The organism is Bartonella sp. SL320 (assembly GCF_059687635.1).
Genome location: NZ_CM185143.1, coordinates 474101 through 494727 on the forward strand (window position 1 = coordinate 474101; position 20627 = coordinate 494727).

Consider the following 20627-nt stretch of genomic DNA (forward strand, 5'->3'; position numbering starts at 1 on the left):
CTTTAAAAGGTTCTGAAATGATGAAACTTGGTATTCTTTAAAAGAGTAAAAATCATTCTCAGTGATGAAAATTTATACATGACAACGGTTCAGAAAATTTCTCAAAAAATAGGGCAGACAGCGCAAGTGGCTCTTATTCCAAAGCTTATTCCTATCTTTTCCGGAAAAGCCGATGTACGAGCCGCTTGGGGCGGACGGGGTTCTGGAAAAACACGGTCTTTTGCTTTGATGTCGGCGGTGGTGGGATATCGCCATGGCATGGCAGGAGAACGCGGAATTATTCTTTGTGCGCGCCAGTTTCAAAATTCTCTCAATGAGAGCTCTTTGGAAGAAATTAAACGCGCCATAGAAGCTTATTCGTTTCTTCAAGACTATTATGAAATCGGCGATAAATATATTAAATCAAAAGATGGACGCATCGTCTATGTGTTTGCGGGTCTTGATCGAAATATTGCTAGTATTAAATCAATGGGGCGCGTTTTCTTGTGTTGGGTTGATGAGGCGGAGCCGGTCACCGAGACTGCTTGGCAAACGCTTATTCCAACTTTGCGTGAAGAGGGAGACGATTGGAATGCAGAATTATGGGTTACTTGGAACCCATGCCATGAAAATGCTCCCGTGGAAAAACGTTTTCGAAATGTCGATAATCCCAATATCAAAGGCGTGGAAATTAATTGGCGCGATAATCCGCAATTTCCTGAAAAACTTAATCGAGATAGAATGGACGATTTGCAGCAAAGACCAGAGCAGTATAACCATATTTGGGAAGGGGACTATCTCCAAGCTGTGCAAGGTGCTTATTATCAAAAATGTCTTTTGGAAGCGCAAATGGAAGGGCGGATTACCACCGTTCCACGGGATCCTTTGATACAGGTGAAAATCTTTTGGGATATCGGGGGAACAGGAGCAAAAGCCGATGCAACCGCTTTGTGGGTGGCGCAATTTGTCGGACGCGAAATTCGTGTGCTCGATTATTATGAAGCACAAGGACAACCGCTTTCAGAGCATGTGGGGTGGATTTTTCAAAGGGGATATGAAAAGGCACTGATGGTCTTACCCCATGATGGCGCGACAAAAGATCGTGTTTATAATGTTAGTTTTGAAAGTGCGCTGCAACAAGCCGGTTTTCAAACCAAAATCATTCCGAATCAGGGAACAGGCGCTGTGAAAATGCGTATCGAAGCCGTAAGGCGTTTGTTTCCTGCTCTATGGTTTAACGAAGAGACAACAGGTGCGGGGAGAAAAGCACTCGCTTGGTATCATGAAAAGCGTGATGAACAGCGCAATATTGGTCTTGGGGCTGAACATGATTGGGCAAGCCATGGCGCGGATGCCTTTGGATTGATGTGTGTGGCTTATGAACAGCCCCATGCGCGCACACGAAAAAGTACCTATCGCTCTTCTCACCGTTCTCAAACTTCATGGATGGCTTTTTAATGAATATGTCTACAGATTCTTCTTTTTCTTCTTCTTCTTTTGAACAAATCGAAACGCTTGAACAGCAAGCTCTCTTTAAAAAACTTGTCGGGTGGTATCAGGATGATATTGCACATGTCGAAAAATGGCGAAAAAATGCCCAAGAAGACTATGATTTCTATAATGGGCGACAATGGAATGAGCAAGACTTGGCTGTCTTGAACGAACAAAATAGACCCGTGATGACTTTTAATCGTATTGCACCTTTGATTAATGCTGTCATTGGGACAGAACGCAATAATAAACGACAAGTGCAGTTTATTCCACGACAAGAAGGCGCAGCCTTTGCCAACCAGATCTTGACAGGAGCGGCCGAATGGTTTCGTGATGAAGCTGACGGCGAATATGAAGATTCCGATGCTTTTCAAGATGCTATTATTTGCGGAATGGGATGGACCGATACGCGCCTTGATTATGAAGAAAATCCGCAAGGAAACCCCATTATTGCAAGGCTCGATCCTATGAAAATGGTCTGGGATGCGAGTGCTGTTAAGCCTAATCTTATTGATGCACAACGTTTATGGTATATTGATGAAAAGCCTCTGGATGTGGCGGCCGAAATGTTTCCCCATGTTCATTGGAGTGATCTTCATGCCGATTGGGTAAAACATCAGGGGTTCTTATACCCTACCAGCAATGGTATGACGAAAAGCTATCAGGCAGGGGGGTATCAAGGAGAGGGAGCCTATCTGGAAGAAGAGGTTGGTGGTTCTCAACGACCTAAAATGGTGACATTGGTGGAATGTCGCTGGTTTGAACGTGAGGTGGTCTATAAAGTACTCGAGCCGCAAAGTGGACAGTTTATTGAGTATTTGGAGCGTGATTTTCAAAGTTTAAGAAAAGAATTTCCCGATATTCAAGCAACAAGGTTGACCAGAAAAATTGTCAAACGCGCATTTTTGGGCAGAAAGCTGCTTGAAGAACCGGATAAGCCTTTGGTCCCAGCAGGTCAATTGGGGTGGGAGTGTATTACCGGTACTTTTGATAAATTAAGCCGACACTTTTACGGACTGGTGCGCCCTACAAAAGATCCACAACGTTGGGCAAATAAATATTTTAGTCAAGTCATGCATTTGCTCAATAGCCAATCAAAAGGCGGGATTATGGCAGAACGCGATGCTTTTGATGATGATCGACAAGCCCTTGAGAGTTGGGCTCGCGCTGATAGTATTACTTGGTTGAAAAGTGGGGCTGTCGCTGGGGGAAGAATTCAGCCTAAACCGGTGGCACAATTTCCGCAAGGGTTTTTCCAATTGTTTAATGAAGCAAAAAGCGCTCTTGAACAAGTGACGGGCTTGTCTTCTGAATTTATTGGAACACGAGCGGTTAACCAGCCGGGTATTCTTGAACAACAACGCCGTCAGTCATCTCTTAATCTTTTGGCTTCCTTTTTTGATGCTTTGCGTCGCTATCGACAACGGCAGGGAAAAATTATTCTCTACCTTATTCAAAATTACCTCTCCGATGGGCGGTTGGTGCGTATTGCAGGCGATGAAAATGCCCAATATGTTCCTCTCACACGTGAAATGGTGACCAGTTTGGAATATGATATTGTTGTGGATGATGCCCCAACAAGTCTTAATGAAAAAGAGCGTACTTTTGCATTGATTATGCAATTGCTTCCTTTGATGCAAAATTTTGCAACACCAGAGATTATGCTCGATCTCTTGCGCTATTCACCTTTACCAGCTTCCCTGATTCATAAAATTGCGATCAAGGCGCAAAATGCGCTCCAAGAAGAACAAAATGCCGCAACACAAAATGCTGTAGTGCAAAATACTGCAAAACAGATGGGGGATCACGAGGGCGTAGAGCAGATCATGCAGATGTTGCAAAGTGCAAACGATCAATAATAACAAATGCTTTATGAGACATCTTGTCATTATGGTCACTATGATGGAGGGCATGGTGGGGGATGTTGGCGCTTAACTGATGGGTGATCTTGGAGGCATTTTATTTTATTGAGCGACAAGAGGATTGGTGGTGAGGGGATATTAAGCGGTGGGGCTTATTAAGCGGGGGCTTATAAATTTTTATAGCACAGTGTTGCTCATGGCGTGCACTGTCGTTTCTCCTTTATTTCAGCAGCGTTGTTTACCCCTTGGGTGTTGAAGGGCGGGGGTGTTTTGGTGTGAGATTGATCAGTGGTGGGAGGTATCTTGTCATCATGGTGGAGGGGGATGCTAGGGGTATGCGTGAGTTCAGCTGATGTTTCGGATGCATTTTATTTTATTGAGCGACAAGAGGATTGGTGGTGAGGGGATATTAAGCGGTGGGGCTTATTAAGCGGGGGCTTATAAATTTCTATGGCACAGTGTTGCTCATGGCGTGCACTGTCGTTTCTCCTTTATTTCAGCAGCGTTGTTTACCCCTTGGGTGTTGAAGGGCGGGGGTGTTTTGGTGTGAGATTGATCAGTGGTGGGAGGTATTTTGTCATTATGGTCATTCATGGGAGGAGAGGTATGGTGGAGGGGTATGGTGGTATGGTGGAGCGGCTAGAGCTGTTGGTGCTCAACGGATCAAAGAGCATTGAGGGGATTAATGCTTACAGATCGTTTTATCGGAAAAATTTCATTTTATTGTTTTAAAAAAAGAAAAGGCTAATGTCATGGATCAAGAACACTTAACGCCGGCAGAACAAAACCATTTGAAACAGGATTTTCAGGACTCAATACAAGAGGGAGAAGCCGGTGAAAGTGGAAGAGAAGAAAAGGCTTTGCAAGAAAATTTCCAAGAGCAAAACCTGCAACAACAGTCCTTTTCACAAGACAGTGGAAAAGAGGGGCAAGGGGGGCAGGATGGTCCACCAGATCCGCAAAAGGACTTTATGGGCTATATGCAATGGTTGGGAAAAACACTTCAAAAACAAGAGCTGTTGCGTGAACAACAACAACCTTCCCCAGTTCGCGAAGCAGAACAATTACAGGCGTTTTATCAGCAATCTGTTGCCAGTGTTAAACAAAAGCATGATGACTTTGATCAAGCAGCCGATTTTATTTATGAAACGCGGGCAAAACAGTTGTCCGCTTTTGCTTCGCTCTATCCGGAGTTGGCTGATCCGCAAAATATTGATGCAAGGATTGGTGATGAGTTGAAACAGATCTTGCGTGATTGTGCGCAAAAAAATCAAAATCCGGCTGAAGTGATCTACGCGATTGCACAAAATTTTGGCTATACAAATGTTTCCAATACTATGGGGGAAAATTTACAGGAAAGACACAATTCTGCACGCACGCTTGCGGCTTATAATGGCTTGGCACCCAGTGGGGCGGTTTCTTTGGATATGCTGGATAAAATGTCAGAAGCAGAATTTAGCGCTTGGGTTGCTGAGCCTAAAAATAAAGCCGCTTTTAATCGTTTAATGGGGGGAAGAGAGTTTTAAGACAAGAATGCGGTAGGTGTTTTCTTGCCGGATATGTGGAGGGGCTTTGGGCGCGGGGAACTGTGGTGAGAGGCTTTTTGTGGGAACATGTGAGAGGAGCTTTTGGTACGGGAGTGCGGGGGCTGTTTTTTGCGGGAACCGTGCAAGGGGTTTTGATACGCGGGGAATGCGGGGGCTATTTTTTGCGGGAACATGTGGAGGAGCTTTTGGTGCGGGAGTGCGGGGGCTGTTTTTTGCGGGAACCGTGCAAGGGGTTTTGATACGCGGGGAATGCGGGGGCTATTTTTTCTGAATACCTGAGAGGCTTTTGGTGCGGGAATGCACGAGGGGATATGCGTGGGCTGAGGCTTGCGTGAGTGGTGGTGGGGATTTCTCAAAGCTAAAGAGGCGGTGAGGAGAGCTCTTAATAGAAGGGGAGGCAGACGCTAACAAAAACAAAACACACGAGAACACAACTTATTCACCATCTGAAATGAAATGTGGTGTTTTGAGTATCCGGCACTTTGCCGGTTTTTTTATGTCAATAAACTTTTAGAGGATAAAATGACTGTAACTTATATCGGACTTAATGACCCAATGGCCGTGCGCACATGGTCTAAACTCTTAAATCAAGAAGTCTCAAAAGCAATCCCGATTGCGCCACTGATTGGAAATGATTCAAACAGTATCGTACAGTTAAAAGATGAAACCAATAAGGCAAGTGGCGATGCCATTAGCTTTGGTTTGCGTGTGCAACTGCTCGGTGATGGGGTCAGTGAAGGGCAAACTTTGGAAGGAAATGAAGAAGCTTTACAGTTTCTCAATGATCGCTTGGCCATTAATGAACTTGTTCATGCCGTGCGGGTCAAAAATGAGGGCACCATTGATCAGCAACGTATTCTCCATGATTTGCGCACGGAAGCAAAAAATGGTTTGGTAGATTGGTATGCGGATCGTTTGAGTATGATGTTCTTCATTCAAGTGTGCGGATATACCGCAAAATCCATTAACTTTGAAGGGCGTTCCATTACTCTTAAACCGGTTCATTATGGCTTTAATGCACCAACCGCACCTACCAATAAACGTGTGGTGCGTCCTAACAATAAAACAAAAGATGAAGATCTAAAAGAAAATGATGTTTTTGATCTTAAACTGATCGATAAAGCGGTTGAACGCGCTAAATTGGCCAATCCTAAAATTAGACCTGTACGCATCGATGGGGAAAGTGTCTATGTGCTTTATCTTCATCCAACCCAAGTAACGCAGTTGCGAACCAATACCGATGCGGGGCAATGGCTCGACATCACGAAGGCAATCTATAGTGGAAGCCGGATCAAAAATCCACTCTATGATGGATCTTTAGGCATGTATAATGGTGTGGTTTTACGCGAAGCCGAACATATTACCGAAGGGGTTGAGTCTGGAGCCGCCAATAAAGCTGTTCCCAATGTGCGTCGTGCGGTGTTGCTTGGGGCGCAAAGTGCTGTGATCGCCTTTGGGAAAGATCGTGGCGCAACACGCTATAAATTGGTCGAAGAACTCTTTGATTATGAAAGGGAATTCGGGGTCGCAGCAAAAACCATTATTGGCATGAAAAAAACCTGCTTTACCTTGCCTGGAAGTGCGCAAGGGGCTCAAGATTTTGGAACAATTGTCATTCCAACATATGGTGCACCTGCTTAAAGAAAATGATGACTTGCTTCCCCCAACAGATTCTTCTTGTTGGGGGAAAAATTTTAAAATGCTTTCCAAAACAAGGATAGGCTTATGACCACTTTCTCCGTTGATGCTAACACGCGCGAGTTTACATATTCAGATCATTCTAAAACTTTTGCCTCTATGGTTGCGCTTATTCAAGATGAAATTGACGATACAACCGCTGAATATTCTCCGCAAATTCAAGATTCAATTGTTACGGCTTTGCGTCTGTGTGAACGCGAACCCTTTTTCTTTAATGAAAAACAAGAAAGAACCTTCAAAACACAAAGTGGAAAAACATGGTATGGACCAGAAGAGGGCGTTGTTATTAAATCAGAAAAAACGCTGGAGGACGTCTTTTTAGCAACAAAGAATGCAACCCAAACAAAGTTGTTCTTTAAGCCCTTGGAAGTGTTGCATCAGCAATATGGTCGGCATCCTGAGTTAGGAACACCGTGCTTTTATACGTACAGTGAGCAAAAAATAGGGCTCTTTCCAACACCAGAAAGTGTTAAAACCGTACAGCTTTCTTACGTTCCTATCCATTTGGTGGATGAACAGCTTAAAGAGGATCATAATCCTTGGCTCATTTATGCTTTTGATCTCATTAAAGCACGCGCAAAATATGAACTGTATAAAAATATCCTTAAAGATCCTGAATATGCGGCCGTTTCTTTTAGAGATTTTCAAGAACAGCTGCAAGCTTTGCGTATTGAAACATCACGTCGAAAAGATTCTTCAAAGATTCAGCCAATGTATTTTTAAAAAATGCTTGTTCCATATTTATGCTTAAGAGGGGTATGGATACTTAAATGAGCGCTGGAGCTAGAAGAATTTTAGGATTTGGATGGGCTTTGAGAGGCTGGTGTTAAGAGTGCTGAGGCTTAGATTGCCATGGAAGGGCGAGCGTTAAGGGTGCTTAATGGTTTTTTCTCAATTACTGGAGTCGGTCACTAGATTTCAGGTTGATATTGGGGGGCTGGTATTGAGAATGTTGGCCATGGGAGAAGTATTGGTCATGGGGAAAGTATGGGCATTAAAGCGTGTGGGTGATTTTGGTGAGATGCTGATGTGTGGCTGTGGATATTGGAAAGCTAATCAACTTTTGGTTGTGTTTTTGTTGAGTTTTGTGTTTTCGTTTTAAGGGCTGTTGTGGTTTTAACTCCGTAAGCGCTGGTGTCTCTATAAGTGCTGATATTTCTTGCAGTCTACAGAGCTTGGGTATTTTGCACTGGGCTCTTCAAAGATTTTATGAAGGGTTTTATGGTTTTTTCTCAATTACTGAAGTTGGTCACTAGATTTCAGGTTGATATTGGGGGGCTGGTATTGAGAATGTTGGCCATGGGAGAAGTATTGACCATGGGGGAAAAGTGTGGGCATTAAAGCGTGTGGGGTGAGTTTGGTGAGACGTTGCTGGAGGGTAGTGGGCTTATCATTATCTATGGTCTCACTTTTTTTGAGGTGTTTTATCAACTTATAGTTGTATATTATTGATTGAATTTTGTGCTCTTAAAATTTCATTTTAAGGGCTTTTGTGGTTTCAATGAGCAAGCCTTGGTGTTTTGGCACTGGGTTTTTCAAACATTTTATGGGGGGCTTGATGGCTTTTTTCCCAATTGCTGATTATCGACCCGATGTGGCGGATATCAATGGAATTTTTACCGATGAACTTGTCAATGTGCTTCCGGCGGATGGCTCTTATATCCCTATGCCAAGTTTTGAACCTTTGTCAGAGCCATGTCCAGAGCCTATTTTAGGGGCTCTGGCGGTGAAAACAAAAAATGGGGTTTCGATTATTGTTGGGACAAGAGAAAAAATTCTCTTGCTTGATAATACAACAATGCACTGGAAAGATATTAGCCAAAAAGGAAAGCCTTATATGGCGAATATCGATGCGCCGTGGTCTTTTGCTTTATTTGGTGATTTTATCATTGCGGTAAATGCCAACGATAAACCACAAGTGATCGATATTATTCATGATAAAGCATTTAGAAATTTAGGGGGAAATCCACCACAAGCAGGTATCGTTCGCGTCTGGGGAGATTTCGTGTGTTTGATGAAATTAACCGAGCATCCAAGACGGGTTCATTGGTCGGGATTGAATGATGCAGAATTTTGGACCGTGGGTAAAAAAAGCTGTGATTATCAAGACTTTCCTGATGGCGGGTTCGTGCAAGGCGCAACGGAGACAACAAATCCCATTATCTTTATGCGTTCTGCAATCTATGCTGGGTCTTTTATTCCTGGCTCTAAGATTATTTTTAGTTTCCAAAAAATCCACGATAAACGAGGTGCAAAAAATGCTGAATCAATTGTTTGTCGGGGAGATTTGGCATTCTTTGCCGATGAGGGTGGTTTTTATCAAATAGCCAATGACGGACAGATTATCCCCATTGGCTTTGAAAAAGTTGATCGAACCATGACCGCTAAATCAAGGCAGAGTAATCTTTATACCATGTCTGCGGCGATTGATGGGGTTTATAATCGTGTTTATTGGATGGTGGATACCGATGAAAGCCTTCATAAACGCATCTTGCTCATTTATGATTGGGGGTTGCAAAAATGGACAAAAGCTCTCGTGGATATCAAAATGATCCTCCCCATTTTCTTGACGGGAACAACGCTAGAAGCTCTTGATTTTGTCGCTCAGAATATTGATGATTTAGCCTTTTCTCTCGATAGTAAAGCGTGGAAAAATGAATCGCCTATTCTGGGGGCATTTGATCAACAGGGCAGACTGGGGTCGTTTTCTGGTTCTCCTATGGCTTGTGTGGTTACTTCACAAGAAATGGGGCAGACAAATGGCATGATAACACGGGTGAAAAATATTATGCCCCAAGTCAATAGTGGAAAGTATTATTTGTCTGTGGGAATGCGCTTTCGACAATCTCTTGAAGAGGAAACCGTTTGGTTGCCAGAAAAACAGCCTTCTTATAATACCGGACAAATTCATTGTCGCGCAAGAGCACGGTTTTATCGCTTTAAATTGCGCATTCCGGAGGGAATGAATTGGACTCATGTCACGGGATTTGATGTGGAATTGAAGGCCGCCGGCATGCGATAGCCAAGCCATGACAATAAAAGAACAGATGCGGTGAGCCCAAGCCAATAATGATCAAAGAACAGATGCGGCAGGCATGTCATAATAATCAAAGAATAGATGCGGTGAGCCCAAGCCATGATGATCAAAGGACCGATGTGATAAGTTTAAGTCCTTATCATCAAAGGGATAGGGTGGGGTGGATGTTTCTTTATAAAAAAGGTGCTCTTTGTATCTTGCGATACTAAGGGAGGGTGGGCTTTTGACATAAGGGATGGGGGGCTTTTTCTTCTTTTTTGAAAATTGTGCGCGAGGTCATGGAATGCGTGAAGGGCGCAAGGGGAGCTGTTTTAAGGATATGTTTGAGAAAAGTTTGAGAGAGCTAAGCTCATGATGAAAGATCATCAAGATCATCAAGATCGTCAAGATCGTCAAGATCGTCAAGATTGTCAAGAGGTGTATTCTGCTCATCTGACAGAGCACTGGTCTTGGGAAAAAATAGCGCCTTATCAAGAGGCCCTTAATGCGGCGTTTCAAAAATATGCTCAGCGCTTTCCAGATGATGTTTGTCTGGAAAAAATTGCTGAAGAAATCGCCACCGGACAAGCACAATTGTGGCTGGTCTTAAAAAATAAAATCCAATTTAGTGCTTTTGCAATAACGAAAATTGAAAGGGCCCATACGGGGAAAAAATGCGTCGTTCTCTCTGATCTGGCTGGAGAGGGAGGGCTGAAATTGGTCAAATTGATCGAGGAGGTCGAAAAATGGGCACGAAAAATCAAGGCTGAAGAATTGCACATGTTTGGAAGAACGGGATGGGCAAAAAGGCTCGCGCATCACGGATATTCTCGTCATCTTATTCAATATAGAAAGGTTCTGGTTTTATGAGTAGAAAAAAAACACCGCAAGTGCAGACGACAACACAAACCAATGCCCCCCCTGCTTGGGCGGCGGGTATTCTAAAACAAGCTACTGCGGATGCACAGGAGCTTTATAATAAGGGTATTGGGGGAAATGTTTATCAGGGAGACAGAGTTGCCGGTCTGAGCAATATGACAAAAAATGCGCTGTCGGGTTTACAACAAGCCGCAGGGCTTTATAACAATCCTATGGTCACGCAGTGGTTAAATGCACCAACCAATAGCGCGGCCAATCTTTCCGGTATGGCAAAGGGAAATTGGATTGGCAGCAATAGTAAGTTTAATGCTGCACTGCAAAATGCTCTGAATAAAACATCTGATGCCATTAATCAATCGATGTCTGGGGCAGGACGTTATGGCTCTGGAGCCCATACCGGTGTGCTTGCTGATGAGCTCGGCGCCTTGGCAACAAATGCCGCAGCGCAGCAATATAATCAAGATATTAGCAATATGATGAATGCAAACCAGATGATTGATCGCGCGCAGCATGATCAAGCAAATGCGGCAAATACTTATTATCAAGGTCAGAGTAACGCGCAAAGCAATGCTTTAAAAGGGGGGATGATTCAAGATATGAATCGTCAAAATATCTTAGATGCTGAGCGTCAAAAATGGTCAGAACAAGATAATCAAGATTGGAACCGTTTGGAACGCTTGTTACAGGTGGGAACACAAGCGGCTGGAAATTACGGAACAACTTCCGGAAAATCTACAACAATCCCTTCTGTAACCAAAGATCCGTTGAGTGATGCCCAAAAAGTGCTGGGATTGGTCGGGGGAATTTTAGGGCTTTGTGATGTGAGAGCAAAAGAAAATATTATCCCTCTGGGAGAGAAAAAAGGCTACCCTCTTTATAGCTTTAATTATAAAGGAAATCCACAACGTTATCAGGGCGTTATGGCGCAAGATGTGTTGCGCGTGAAGCCGGAAGCTGTTTTTGTCAATGCGAAAACAAAATTACTCCATGTGGATTATGACCAAATAGGCTTGAAAATGAAGAAAATAAAAATGGAGAAAACGCCGGTATCTAAAAATAAAACTGCAGCTTTCTTTGCTTCCGTTTTTTCTCGTTTTCCTTTTTTAAAAAAAGAGTGTCTTTTATGAGTTCGATTTATAATTGGTCAATCATCGCATCAGAAAATGCTTATGCCGATGAGAGTATAAACTGGGCCGAAGGGCAACCTCCAAGTTCAGTCAATGATAGTGCGCGCGCTATGATGCAACGGATTAAAGAATATTTGTTGGATAATGGAGGCGTGATTGAAACACAGTTTACGGTTGATGAGGAGAATAAGAGCACATCCCTTCGTTTGGCCACAAAGTCTTTTTTTGAGACTTATATAGAGGGCATTGTGGTGCGCTTTAAAGCACAAGAGGTCAATAGAGGCATAACCAATGTTTCTTTAAATCAATTGCCACCAAAACCAACCTATATGGCAACACCAGAGGGTATTGTGCCTTTAAAGGGGGGAGAAATCCAAAAGGGAGGGCTTTATGAACTCGTCTATACGTGTGATATTGCTGGAAAAAATGCTGATGGCTGGTTTTTAACCAATCCTACCATAAAACTTCCTGAAATTCCGCCCTTTCCTCCTTTACCGGAATCTTTTTCATCTGGATTTATTGGTACTTTTGCGAGTGAAAAAATACCCTCTGGGTGGCTGCTGTGTGATGGTAAAGAATATTCGCGAAAGAACTATGCTAATCTCTTTGCTGTTCTGGGGGAAACATGGGGAAAAGGAGATGGGCAAACAACATTTAATGTTCCTGATTTGCGGGGAATGTTTTTACGGGGGCTCGATAGTGGGAGAGAAATTGATAAAGGACGCCTCTTGGGAAGCCAACAAGAAGGGTCTTTTAAAGCCCATACCCATGAAGGAAAAACAGATGCGGCAGGTAAACACCAGCATAGTGTGTCCAAGTCTAACAACTATATTATAAAGCACGGCTGGGGTGAAACTAAGGAATATAATGCTATTGTTATCGATGATAATTGGTTGACAGGAGAAGCGGGAGAGCATGAACATAAGATTTCGTTGCAAAAAACAGGGGGTGATGAAACGCGTCCCGTCAATATGGCGGTGGTTTATGCCATCAAAACCTAAGAATGAAAGCTTTAAGAGAGATAACAATGATTGCAAAATATCTGGAATGAGAAAAAAGCCTTATCGCATAGAGTGTGTAGAAAGTTTTGCGGTGTTTTAGAAAAAATATCTCTTTCTTTGTTATTGTGTTTTATTATAGAGCCTATTTTGAAGAGGTATCAGGGAAGCTCTTTTACTTTTCTTGTACTTTTCTTGGCGAGGAGCAAGAGAATGATCATTGAAGGGTGGGGGTAAAGAGAGATGAAAAATCTTCCTTTATTTAGAGCGTTTTGGGGATGATAAATCAAAGCTTTAGCCACCTTTTCTCTTGTTTGTATTGTGCTATATTGTTTAGAAATTCTTGAGCTTAGCGCTTTGATGAATGATGAGAAGATGAAAAAAAGACCGTGGATCATTTTATTTTATGAGGCTCTTAAAGTCTCATCCTTAAAACATCATCAAGGCGGTGATATCAGTAAAACAGCTTGATCCATGAAATATTGCAGAGCAAAGGTTTAGGGCAGGGTTTGTTCATAGAGCTTAAAGCCCATAAAGTTTTATACAAGCCAAATACATTAATGCTCAGTTGGTGAAACCTTTTGAAGGGGAAGTCCCAAGTGGGATTTTACGAGATCTGAAAAGTTAGATTATTGATAAACGGATAGGGGAAAAATCGTTATCCTTTAAAATGTGGGGAGGCGGTCAATGAATATATTTAATATTTTTTTAAGCGCTGAAAGGGGGGAGAATGGGGCATTGAAAGGGTGAAAAATAAAGCTTTCTTTCTCTTGCTTGCAAAATGGGTGATTGGTTTACTCAAGCAGATTGGCAATGGGGTTTAACGCGTGATAAGAAGTGAAACTATCTTTTGGGGTATGGCCATTTTGTGTCAGGTCATTTCTTAAAATAGGCTGAGAGTGATATGGGGAAAATCTTTCAGACAATCAGCCCATTGTGTTATAAAATGTCCTTGTTTAAAATGCCTTTGTTTAGCGTTGTCAGATCCTCATTTTATGCATGCGTTGTTTTTTTTATGTGTGCGTATTTTTAACAGCTGTATTTTTTCTTAGAAGTTTCATGAAATATTCTCCTTTAAGGTTGTGGCGATAGAGAGCCTTTGAAGGGAAAATCCCAAGTGGAATCCCACGAGACCCAAGAAGTTGAACTGTTGATAGACTCTTGTTTGTCGCTTGGCACTTTTGTTGCTTGGCACTGTTTAAAGATCGGTGAGGTTGGCTTTGTCTTTTTGGGAACGTCAATAAAGGATACCCTGTTGTTATACATTTTGGGGATTTCAGGTTTTGGATTTTAAGGGGAGAAAACACCATTTTAGGTGGAAAACAGACTATAATTTTAAAAAATATCTTGTAAAAGTTTTCGATAAAGAAATTTTTTTCAAAAGCTTAGGCTCTTTGCAGGCAGGCTCTTTGCAGGCAGGCTCTTTGCAGGCAGGCTCTTTGCAGGCAGGCTCTTTGCAGGCAGGCTCTTTGCAGGCAGGCTCTTTGCAGGCAGGCTCTTTGCAGGCAGGCTCTTTGCAGGCAGGCTCTTTGCAGGCAGGCTCTTTGCAGGCAGGCTCTTTGCAGGCAGGCTCTTTGCAGGCAGGCTCTTTGCAGGCAGGCTCTTTGCAGGCAGGCTCTTTGCAGGCAGGCTCTTTGCAGGCAGGCTCTTTGCAGGCAGGCTCTTTGCAGGCAGGCTCTTTGCAGGCAGGCTCTTTGCAGGCAGGCTCTTTGCAGGCAGGCTCTTTGCAGGCAGGCTCTTTGCAGGCAGGCTCTTTGCAGGCAGGCTCTTTGCAGGCAGGCTCTTTGCAGGCAGGCTCTTTGCAGGCAGGCTCTTTGCAGGCAGGCTCTTTGCAGGCAGGCTCTTTGCAGGCAGGCTCTTTGCAGGCAGGCTCTTTGCAGGCAGGCTCTTTGCAGGCAGGCTCTTTGCAGGCAGGCTCTTTGCAGGCAGGCTCTTTGCAGGCAGGCTCTTTGCAGGCAGGCTCTTTGCAGGCAGGCTCTTTGCAGGCAGGCTCTTTGCAGGCAGGCTCTTCACGGGTCAATGAAAAAGTCCGTGTAAAGAAAAAAGATATTCAAATGCTCCATGGGGCTGTTTAAAAAAGGGGGGATAATGGCACTTTTTCCATTTTCTATTGCGGATATTGATGATCCTGAATGTATTCGTGTGGTTCTTTATGCCAGCGGAAGAATGGGGCATGCTCCTTTGAATGCTTTGTTGAAAAAAGTATATGAAGAGATAACAAAAATTTCAAAGCGTATGGATGCTTTAGAAAAAAAGTTAAATACCAACGATCTTGCTAATGTCAAAAAGAAACAAAATGCAAAAAAAGAGGGGCAAAACAGTATGAGTAGTCTTGTGAGCGGTGGAATAACCATACCAGACATTAAGATGGATGTACCAGAAATTAAACTAGAGGCCTCTGTGGAGAAGAGCAGCTTTGTTTCTCAATGGACAGCACAGGAAACGCCCACAATAAACTACGGATCTTTTGTGTCAGAACCTTTATCATTAAAGGCGTCAGAAATATCCATGAGTACTGGTAAAAATATGGCTATTGAGGCTTCTGGAATTATGTCTTCTTTTTTAAATCAGAAAAATAAAAGAGAGTGATCAGAACAATCTGCCTGCGTTGAAGGTAATAGATTTTCTATATTTTCGGTGCGATTTAAAATTTCTATGAAGTTGGAATGTTTTAAAAATGTCAAAAATTGATAAAAAGAGCATCTTAAACGCTGCTATAGGGAAAGTTTCTCATCATCTCGTTTAAGAAAATAAGGGCGTATAAAGAAGACGCAGAGGAAAGTCTATAGGGATTGGGAAGTCTAGAGAAAAGGAAGCTTTATTCCAGCAGAAACGCAGGGCGTTTATAAAAAGAGAAAAGATTTTGCAACAATTTAGACTATTAACAATTTGAATTGGCAACAATTTAAAAAAGCTTTTTATTATGCTTAAATGACGCATTTACGCATAAATGACATGTTTAAGCAGGGGGCTTTTTAAGAACAATCAACAAAGTGTTTTTAATTTATAAGATATCCTTTGACTTTAAAGTATGTATTATTGCCACTATCTTTCTTCAATAGAAGCGTTATTCTTCCTATGGTTAAAACCATAAGCAAAACCATAGACTTTTTTCATGCAAATGAATGTTATAAGAAGTACTTTTATTGCTCATATTTTACATTCGTTTTGGTTTTATATTCGTTGGGGATAATTTTGATAAATATAATTAAAAATATTGCAATACTATACGTTTTGTATATAAATATTTATTATTAATTTCTTTTGTATTTTATTTTAAATTGTATCTCTATTCATAAGCCGCGCTATTTAATGGCGCGGCTTTTTTTATTGCCTCACAGCAAGGGGATGCTATATCTGTTATTGAAAGGAAAGATATTATTCTTATTGTTGTCACTTGTGATGTTCTTTTGCAATGAAAGCGTTAAATTCTTGTGTATTTTTATCCCAATAGGGAATTTAAAGTAAAATGTAGGGGTATTTTTGTTTCTTTGCATTGGTTGTCATGAGAGCTGTTGAAGCGTTAAGAAATCTTTGTCTTTTAAGCGGAGGGAGAAAGCTATAATCTCTCTTTTTTCATAGAAGAGGGAAGTTTTTTACAAGGATTTTATACGATAAAAAAGCGTATCAATATTATAATCATACAGAGAAAAAAGAGTTTTTAAGAGTCTTGATTGTTTGTTGTTATCCCCTGTATTGTGTACACAGATATTTCTCTCATTTTTTGCTATAAACAGCTTTTTTGGGGGATGTTTAAAGGGTATAGTTTTTATGGAAAAAAGAATCCGTGCAAGACAAAAGGCTTATTTCAAAAGGCTATATCGCAAGATTGCTTTTGTTTGCATAATACTCTTTTCTATCGTGATTTTGTTTTTTGTTGTTGCAAAGGTGGTGAGTTATTTTTCTTCTCATGAAAAAATAACACAACAAGAACCTGTTAAATTAGTTATTCCTGTCTTTGATATGCGCGTGTATTGTAAGGAAATTTCTGCTTCCGTGATGCCTGATATGAAAAGAGAAGTCTATCAGCATTGCCTTAATTTGGAAAGTGAAGCCTATTTTGCTATTCGTGAAATGTGGGATAAGCTTTCGGAGACTGCAAAAAAACAATGTTTGACAATGGTACGACCCGGAGATGGGAATTACTTTCTCTTACGGGACTGTTTTCTCAATGAAAAAGAAAATGAAAAAGGTAAAAGGCGCAATTACTTTTAAAGATGGCCATTACTTTTAAAGATGTATGTAAAAAAGGTATAAGGTTTGATGAAAAGATAAAAAGCATGTTATTGTTTTCTGCCTTTATATCAACAGACGATATTTAACTTGTTATAATATATTGACTTATAATGATCATTTTCTGTTCTTTATATTGAAGAAAAGTCCCCAATATCGTGAGATTATCTCATTTAAGAATCTTTTTCATGTTGCATTAATCAAAACCATGTCGCTTGCCTATCAAAGGCGAGGGAGGTTCATGGGTAAAAACAGTACAATAAAATAATAAAAAGGCCTTTTCATGAATCGTTGGGAAGTGCCAAGGGATGATCCGCAACATGTTTCGGGTTGGTACAAGTTGTGTGAGGGTGCCTACTTTCTTCTTCACAAGCGTAAAGATAGTGGATGTAAAGATCGTGGTGCTCAATAGACTTTATATTGGGGGAATTTTATATTATTCCGTAGGGCTTTACGCGTTATGGCCTTCATGAGCGGTGCCATGAAACAGGTGTGAGGTGTGCTTTTGAGAGATGTTCTTTTTAAACAAGCTCGTGGGGATGCAATATATCTTTCTCATTTGGGGCATTTTATTTTACATGAAGGTTGTGACCCATTAAAAAACAGGTAATAAACAAAAATCTTTATTCTTTTAACAAGATCGCCTTGAATATTTTTGAAAACACGTAAAGTTGGAAGATGAGAGGAACGATGAAACCTAATTTATCCCTTTAAAACTTTCTATTTTTCTCAAATGAGGCTATCTGCCGGTTTTAGAGATTACACAAACAAAACAGACGCAACACTTACGTTTCCATCTGGCATACAAAAGCTGAAAACAGCGCGTAGAGTTCCTGTCTGTTTCAATCCTCTTATCCGTTTCAATCTTTGTCTCATGCAGCTGCCAAGTCCTCTCATTTAAAGTGCGTAATATAAGCCATGGATGTTTCTTTGAAATGTTTAAGGGAGAGAGAGATTCTGAAGAATTTGTTGCGTTTTTTATTTATAAAGACATAACTGGTATGGAAAGATTATTTTCGACGGCACTCCGTTTTTTCGATGATGCTTCGTGAATGGGGATGATGCTTTTTCATGTCTCATAAAAGGGAAAGTTGGTATTTTGCTATATTTTTCTCTCCAATGTTATGGACAGCTTTTATTGATCCCGTGATTTTTGAGGTCATATTTCTCCCGTAATATAGAATAATACAAACTAAATACACTTGAGGGGTGTTTAGGGGGTACTTGGAGGGGCACATCTTCACAAGATTTTTTGTAAGAGACATCTCGCTTTCTAGTCTATTGATGCTTCGTAAATGGGGAAGGTGCTTTTTCATGTCTCATAAAAGGAAATTCTGGTGTTTTTATATATTTTGCTCTCCAATATGACGAAAGCTTTTGATCCTTAAAACGGCTCACAATCCACAAGATGCCATTGTTCGTTTTTTCTCTGTTTTTTTATTTCAGGTAGGCTTTTCTTGCGTGTAACGGGACAGTTATGATTTTAATTGAACAGAGAATCAATTTAGAATGAAAAGATCCTAGGGTATGAAAGTTTTTGGCTTAACACAAAAAAATAAATACTCTTTTATAGATCAATCTATTGTACGATATAACTATTGGAACTGTCGACAGAATAGTGTGGATTTAAAAAAACTCGTTCTTGTAAGAGCGGTAACTCAATAGATATGACAAATAAGTTAATAGGCATGATATACAATAGATATGGTACAAATGCATAAAAAAGAAATATTTTTTATATTTGAAAGATTATAGATCTTTAAGGCATGCTTTATGCATCTTGATGCATAAAGTGCTCTATTGGGTTTACACATGGGATTGTTTTAGGCTGGTTTGTTTTATCTCTCCTCGTTTTCTTTATCCGAAAAAATAGGAAAGGAAATGCACCATTCCATTTTTATTGATAGACTTTGAGAGGGGCATGTTTTTTTGAGAAAAAACTAACTTTTTAAGCAAGTGTGATCTGTTGGTTGTATTTTATAATTCATTGTTTGATATTTTTTGTATTTAAATATTTTTATTTTAAATTTACTTTGTTGTAAATTAAAGGGCGTGATTAACTTAAAAATTCATGGAGGTAAAATAGAAATTGATTGTATCGTTGCGCTATTTGGGAAAAGAATGCTCTCTTTCGTGATTATAGGGCTTGAATAATACTTCATATTAATCTATCTATAAAAGGTAAGGGGTTTTGTGAAGTGATTACAGATAATTGCTCGCAGTGGGGTTGCTTTAGCGGTGAAGAGAGGCTATATTCATACAACAAAGAGGTTCGCGCAGTGACTCGTTGGGATGGAAGTGCTTATTTTAAAGGCACTAGGGGTAGAGGATATCAGCGTTTTTAGGAGCGGTGGTTTTAGAGCAAAAAAGAAAAGAAATGCTTTTAATGTTCTCTGGCGGGAATTTTTCCTCGTGTCGGGTATGTTGATGTGTATTCTCCTTTTTGTTTTCCACAAGATAGTTATTTTTTTAGTGAAATATGGTTTATTTAAAAAAAAATACTTGGCATTTTATGTGAACATCACTACGTTTCTGCTGGTTGACAGAGAAATAGGGAATTTTTGATTTAGATTTCCCTGCTGTTTTGTGATTTTCAAGAAAATATATGCTTTTATCAATATCAGTAGGGGGCGTTTGAGTGAAATGAAACGCGGATAGCTTGATAACCGCATGTTAAACATGATCAGCATTATCAAACAGTAATGCAATGAAGAAGAGTCAATTAAGACACACACTCCAAAAAGGGATAAAAATGAGGCCACAACAAAATAGACGGGTACGCGGTCGCAATAATAACAATAATGGTAATAACAATAATAATCGTCGCGGTCCTAATCCGTTGTCTCGCAATTATGAAAGTAGCGGTCCGGATGTTAAAATTCGTGGGAATGCTCAGCAGATTGCCGATAAATACATCAGTCTTGCGCGTGATGCACAAGGTGCCGGTGATCGCGTGATGTCAGAGAATTATTTACAACATGCCGAGCACTATTTGCGTATTATTTTAGCGGCAGCTGGGCAAATGTCCCAATCGGCACGACGTGATGACAATCGCGGTGATGAAAACAATGAACAGGAATGCGCTGAAATAAATGCTGAAATAAATCTTGACGGTGACAAAAAGGATGCTGTCGAGGGGGATACTGAGGCATTACAGATACCGTCGCAAAAAAATGGTTATGACCAATCTGCCAAGGCGCAAAATGGCGATGCGCGTGAAAATGCTGTAGAAGCTTTATCGAATGAGAAAACGGATCAAGAACACGCTCTTGGTGAGGAAACTGTTGAACCTGTCAAGAAAACGCGTCGTTCTCCCCGTCGGAGGGCTGCGCGGTCTCAAGATCAAGCACCTCTTGAGTTTTCACTGACAACAGCAGAAAGCTCTAAAAATGGGGATGCATCCGCATCAACAGAAGAGGTTGCTTCTTTGCCTAAATTAAGTGAGGGGATACAGAGGAAAACGCGTCGTCGTCGTGTGACCAATCTTGAAACAGAAGAAAATGTTTAAGCCGCAAGAATGCTGTTTAAATGCTTTTCCTGTCCGTGGGGGAGTGATGCGTTATAGGGGCTCAAGGAGGAGCTGTTTGTATTTGCTTTAATTTTTATTCTTTGTGTTTTTATGGGCTCTTGCATGTAGGGGAGTGAGCAAAAAGATTGTTTCTTGGCTTGGAATAGGTGTGAGGATATAGAGAAAAAATGCGTTTGTATATTTATTCATGTATTTTTAGAGGCTGTTCTTTTATAAAAAAACAGCTTGCTTTGTTTCTTCGCAGCTAGGTTGAAAATCTTCCAATGGA

16 protein-coding genes and 2 pseudogenes are annotated in these 20627 nt (G+C 41.0%); 15 read left to right on the plus strand and 3 right to left on the minus strand.

Annotation, left to right across the window (positions count from 1 at the left end; all coding sequences use genetic code 11):
- Positions 1-78: 78 nt before the first annotated feature.
- From AC6ER8_RS02010 to bgtC, 11 genes are all read left to right on the plus strand, one after another.
- On the plus strand, positions 79-1437 hold the full coding sequence (locus tag AC6ER8_RS02010) for a PBSX family phage terminase large subunit (RefSeq protein WP_497078914.1): 1359 nt from the start codon (positions 79-81) through the stop codon (positions 1435-1437).
- Complete coding sequence (bgtI, locus tag AC6ER8_RS02015; RefSeq protein WP_497078916.1) at positions 1422-3329, plus strand: BaGTA-type gene transfer agent portal protein BgtI; 1908 nt, start codon at positions 1422-1424, stop codon at positions 3327-3329. Before AC6ER8_RS02010 ends, bgtI begins: the two co-directional genes overlap by 16 nt.
- A 453-nt stretch (positions 3330-3782) precedes the next feature.
- Positions 3783-4064 carry a hypothetical protein gene (locus AC6ER8_RS02020; protein ID WP_497078918.1) on the plus strand — a complete coding sequence of 94 codons (282 nt, stop codon included), beginning with the start codon at positions 3783-3785 and terminating at the stop codon, positions 4062-4064.
- A 20-nt stretch (positions 4065-4084) separates the two neighbouring features.
- The gene (locus AC6ER8_RS02025) at positions 4085-4858 is read left to right on the plus strand and encodes a hypothetical protein (protein WP_497078920.1); all 774 of its coding nucleotides are present in this window, start codon (positions 4085-4087) and stop codon (positions 4856-4858) included.
- A 543-nt stretch (positions 4859-5401) separates the two neighbouring features.
- Complete coding sequence (gene bgtG, locus AC6ER8_RS02030) at positions 5402-6520, plus strand: BaGTA-type gene transfer agent major capsid protein (RefSeq protein WP_497074756.1); 1119 nt, start codon at positions 5402-5404, stop codon at positions 6518-6520.
- Between the two features lie 84 nt (positions 6521-6604).
- Complete coding sequence (locus AC6ER8_RS02035; RefSeq protein WP_497078922.1) at positions 6605-7300, plus strand: phage adaptor protein; 696 nt, start codon at positions 6605-6607, stop codon at positions 7298-7300.
- Between the two features lie 157 nt (positions 7301-7457).
- Positions 7458-7679, plus strand: coding sequence for a hypothetical protein (locus AC6ER8_RS02040; RefSeq protein WP_497078924.1), 222 nt, complete (start codon positions 7458-7460; stop codon positions 7677-7679).
- A 456-nt stretch (positions 7680-8135) separates the two neighbouring features.
- Positions 8136-9599, plus strand: a complete 1464-nt coding sequence (gene bgtE / locus AC6ER8_RS02045; RefSeq protein WP_497078926.1) for a gene transfer agent protein BgtE — start codon at positions 8136-8138, stop codon at positions 9597-9599.
- 366 nt (positions 9600-9965) lie between these two features.
- Entirely contained in the window at positions 9966-10463 is a 498-nt protein-coding gene (locus tag AC6ER8_RS02050; protein WP_497078928.1) for a hypothetical protein, read from the plus strand.
- A complete protein-coding gene (gene bgtD, locus AC6ER8_RS02055) occupies positions 10460-11599 on the plus strand; it encodes a BaGTA-type gene transfer agent maturation protease BgtD (RefSeq protein WP_497078930.1) in 1140 nt (379 codons plus the stop codon). The genes AC6ER8_RS02050 and bgtD overlap by 4 nt, the downstream gene beginning before the upstream one ends.
- Positions 11596-12600, plus strand: a complete 1005-nt coding sequence (gene bgtC / locus AC6ER8_RS02060; protein WP_497078932.1) for a gene transfer agent tail collar protein BgtC — start codon at positions 11596-11598, stop codon at positions 12598-12600. The genes bgtD and bgtC overlap by 4 nt, the downstream gene beginning before the upstream one ends.
- A gap of 1382 nt (positions 12601-13982) precedes the next feature.
- Here bgtC and AC6ER8_RS02065 read toward each other — a convergent pair.
- The 3 genes and pseudogenes from AC6ER8_RS02065 to AC6ER8_RS02075 all read right to left on the minus strand — a co-directional run.
- On the minus strand, positions 13983-14297 hold the full coding sequence (locus tag AC6ER8_RS02065; RefSeq protein WP_497079565.1) for a pentapeptide repeat-containing protein: 315 nt from the start codon (positions 14295-14297) through the stop codon (positions 13983-13985).
- Positions 14186-14533 (minus strand): annotated as a pseudogene (locus AC6ER8_RS02070) (hypothetical protein); the annotation flags it as partial. The pseudogene AC6ER8_RS02070 and the gene AC6ER8_RS02065, both read right to left, overlap by 112 nt.
- Positions 14487-14597 (minus strand): annotated as a pseudogene (locus tag AC6ER8_RS02075) (pentapeptide repeat-containing protein); the annotation flags it as partial. The pseudogenes AC6ER8_RS02070 and AC6ER8_RS02075, both read right to left, overlap by 47 nt.
- 88 nt (positions 14598-14685) lie before the next feature.
- On the opposite strand from AC6ER8_RS02075, the gene AC6ER8_RS02080 reads away from it, so the two are divergent.
- From AC6ER8_RS02080 to AC6ER8_RS02095, 4 genes are all read left to right on the plus strand, one after another.
- Positions 14686-15186: a hypothetical protein gene (locus AC6ER8_RS02080; RefSeq protein ID WP_497078934.1), complete on the plus strand. Its 501-nt coding sequence runs from the start codon at positions 14686-14688 to the stop codon at positions 15184-15186.
- A gap of 1182 nt (positions 15187-16368) precedes the next feature.
- Complete coding sequence (locus tag AC6ER8_RS02085; RefSeq protein ID WP_497078936.1) at positions 16369-16812, plus strand: hypothetical protein; 444 nt, start codon at positions 16369-16371, stop codon at positions 16810-16812.
- A 301-nt stretch (positions 16813-17113) separates the two neighbouring features.
- Positions 17114-17242 carry a hypothetical protein gene (locus AC6ER8_RS02090; RefSeq protein WP_497078937.1) on the plus strand — a complete coding sequence of 43 codons (129 nt, stop codon included), beginning with the start codon at positions 17114-17116 and terminating at the stop codon, positions 17240-17242.
- A gap of 2340 nt (positions 17243-19582) precedes the next feature.
- Positions 19583-20338, plus strand: a complete 756-nt coding sequence (locus AC6ER8_RS02095) for a DUF4167 domain-containing protein (RefSeq protein ID WP_497078939.1) — start codon at positions 19583-19585, stop codon at positions 20336-20338.
- Positions 20339-20627 lie beyond the last annotated feature (289 nt).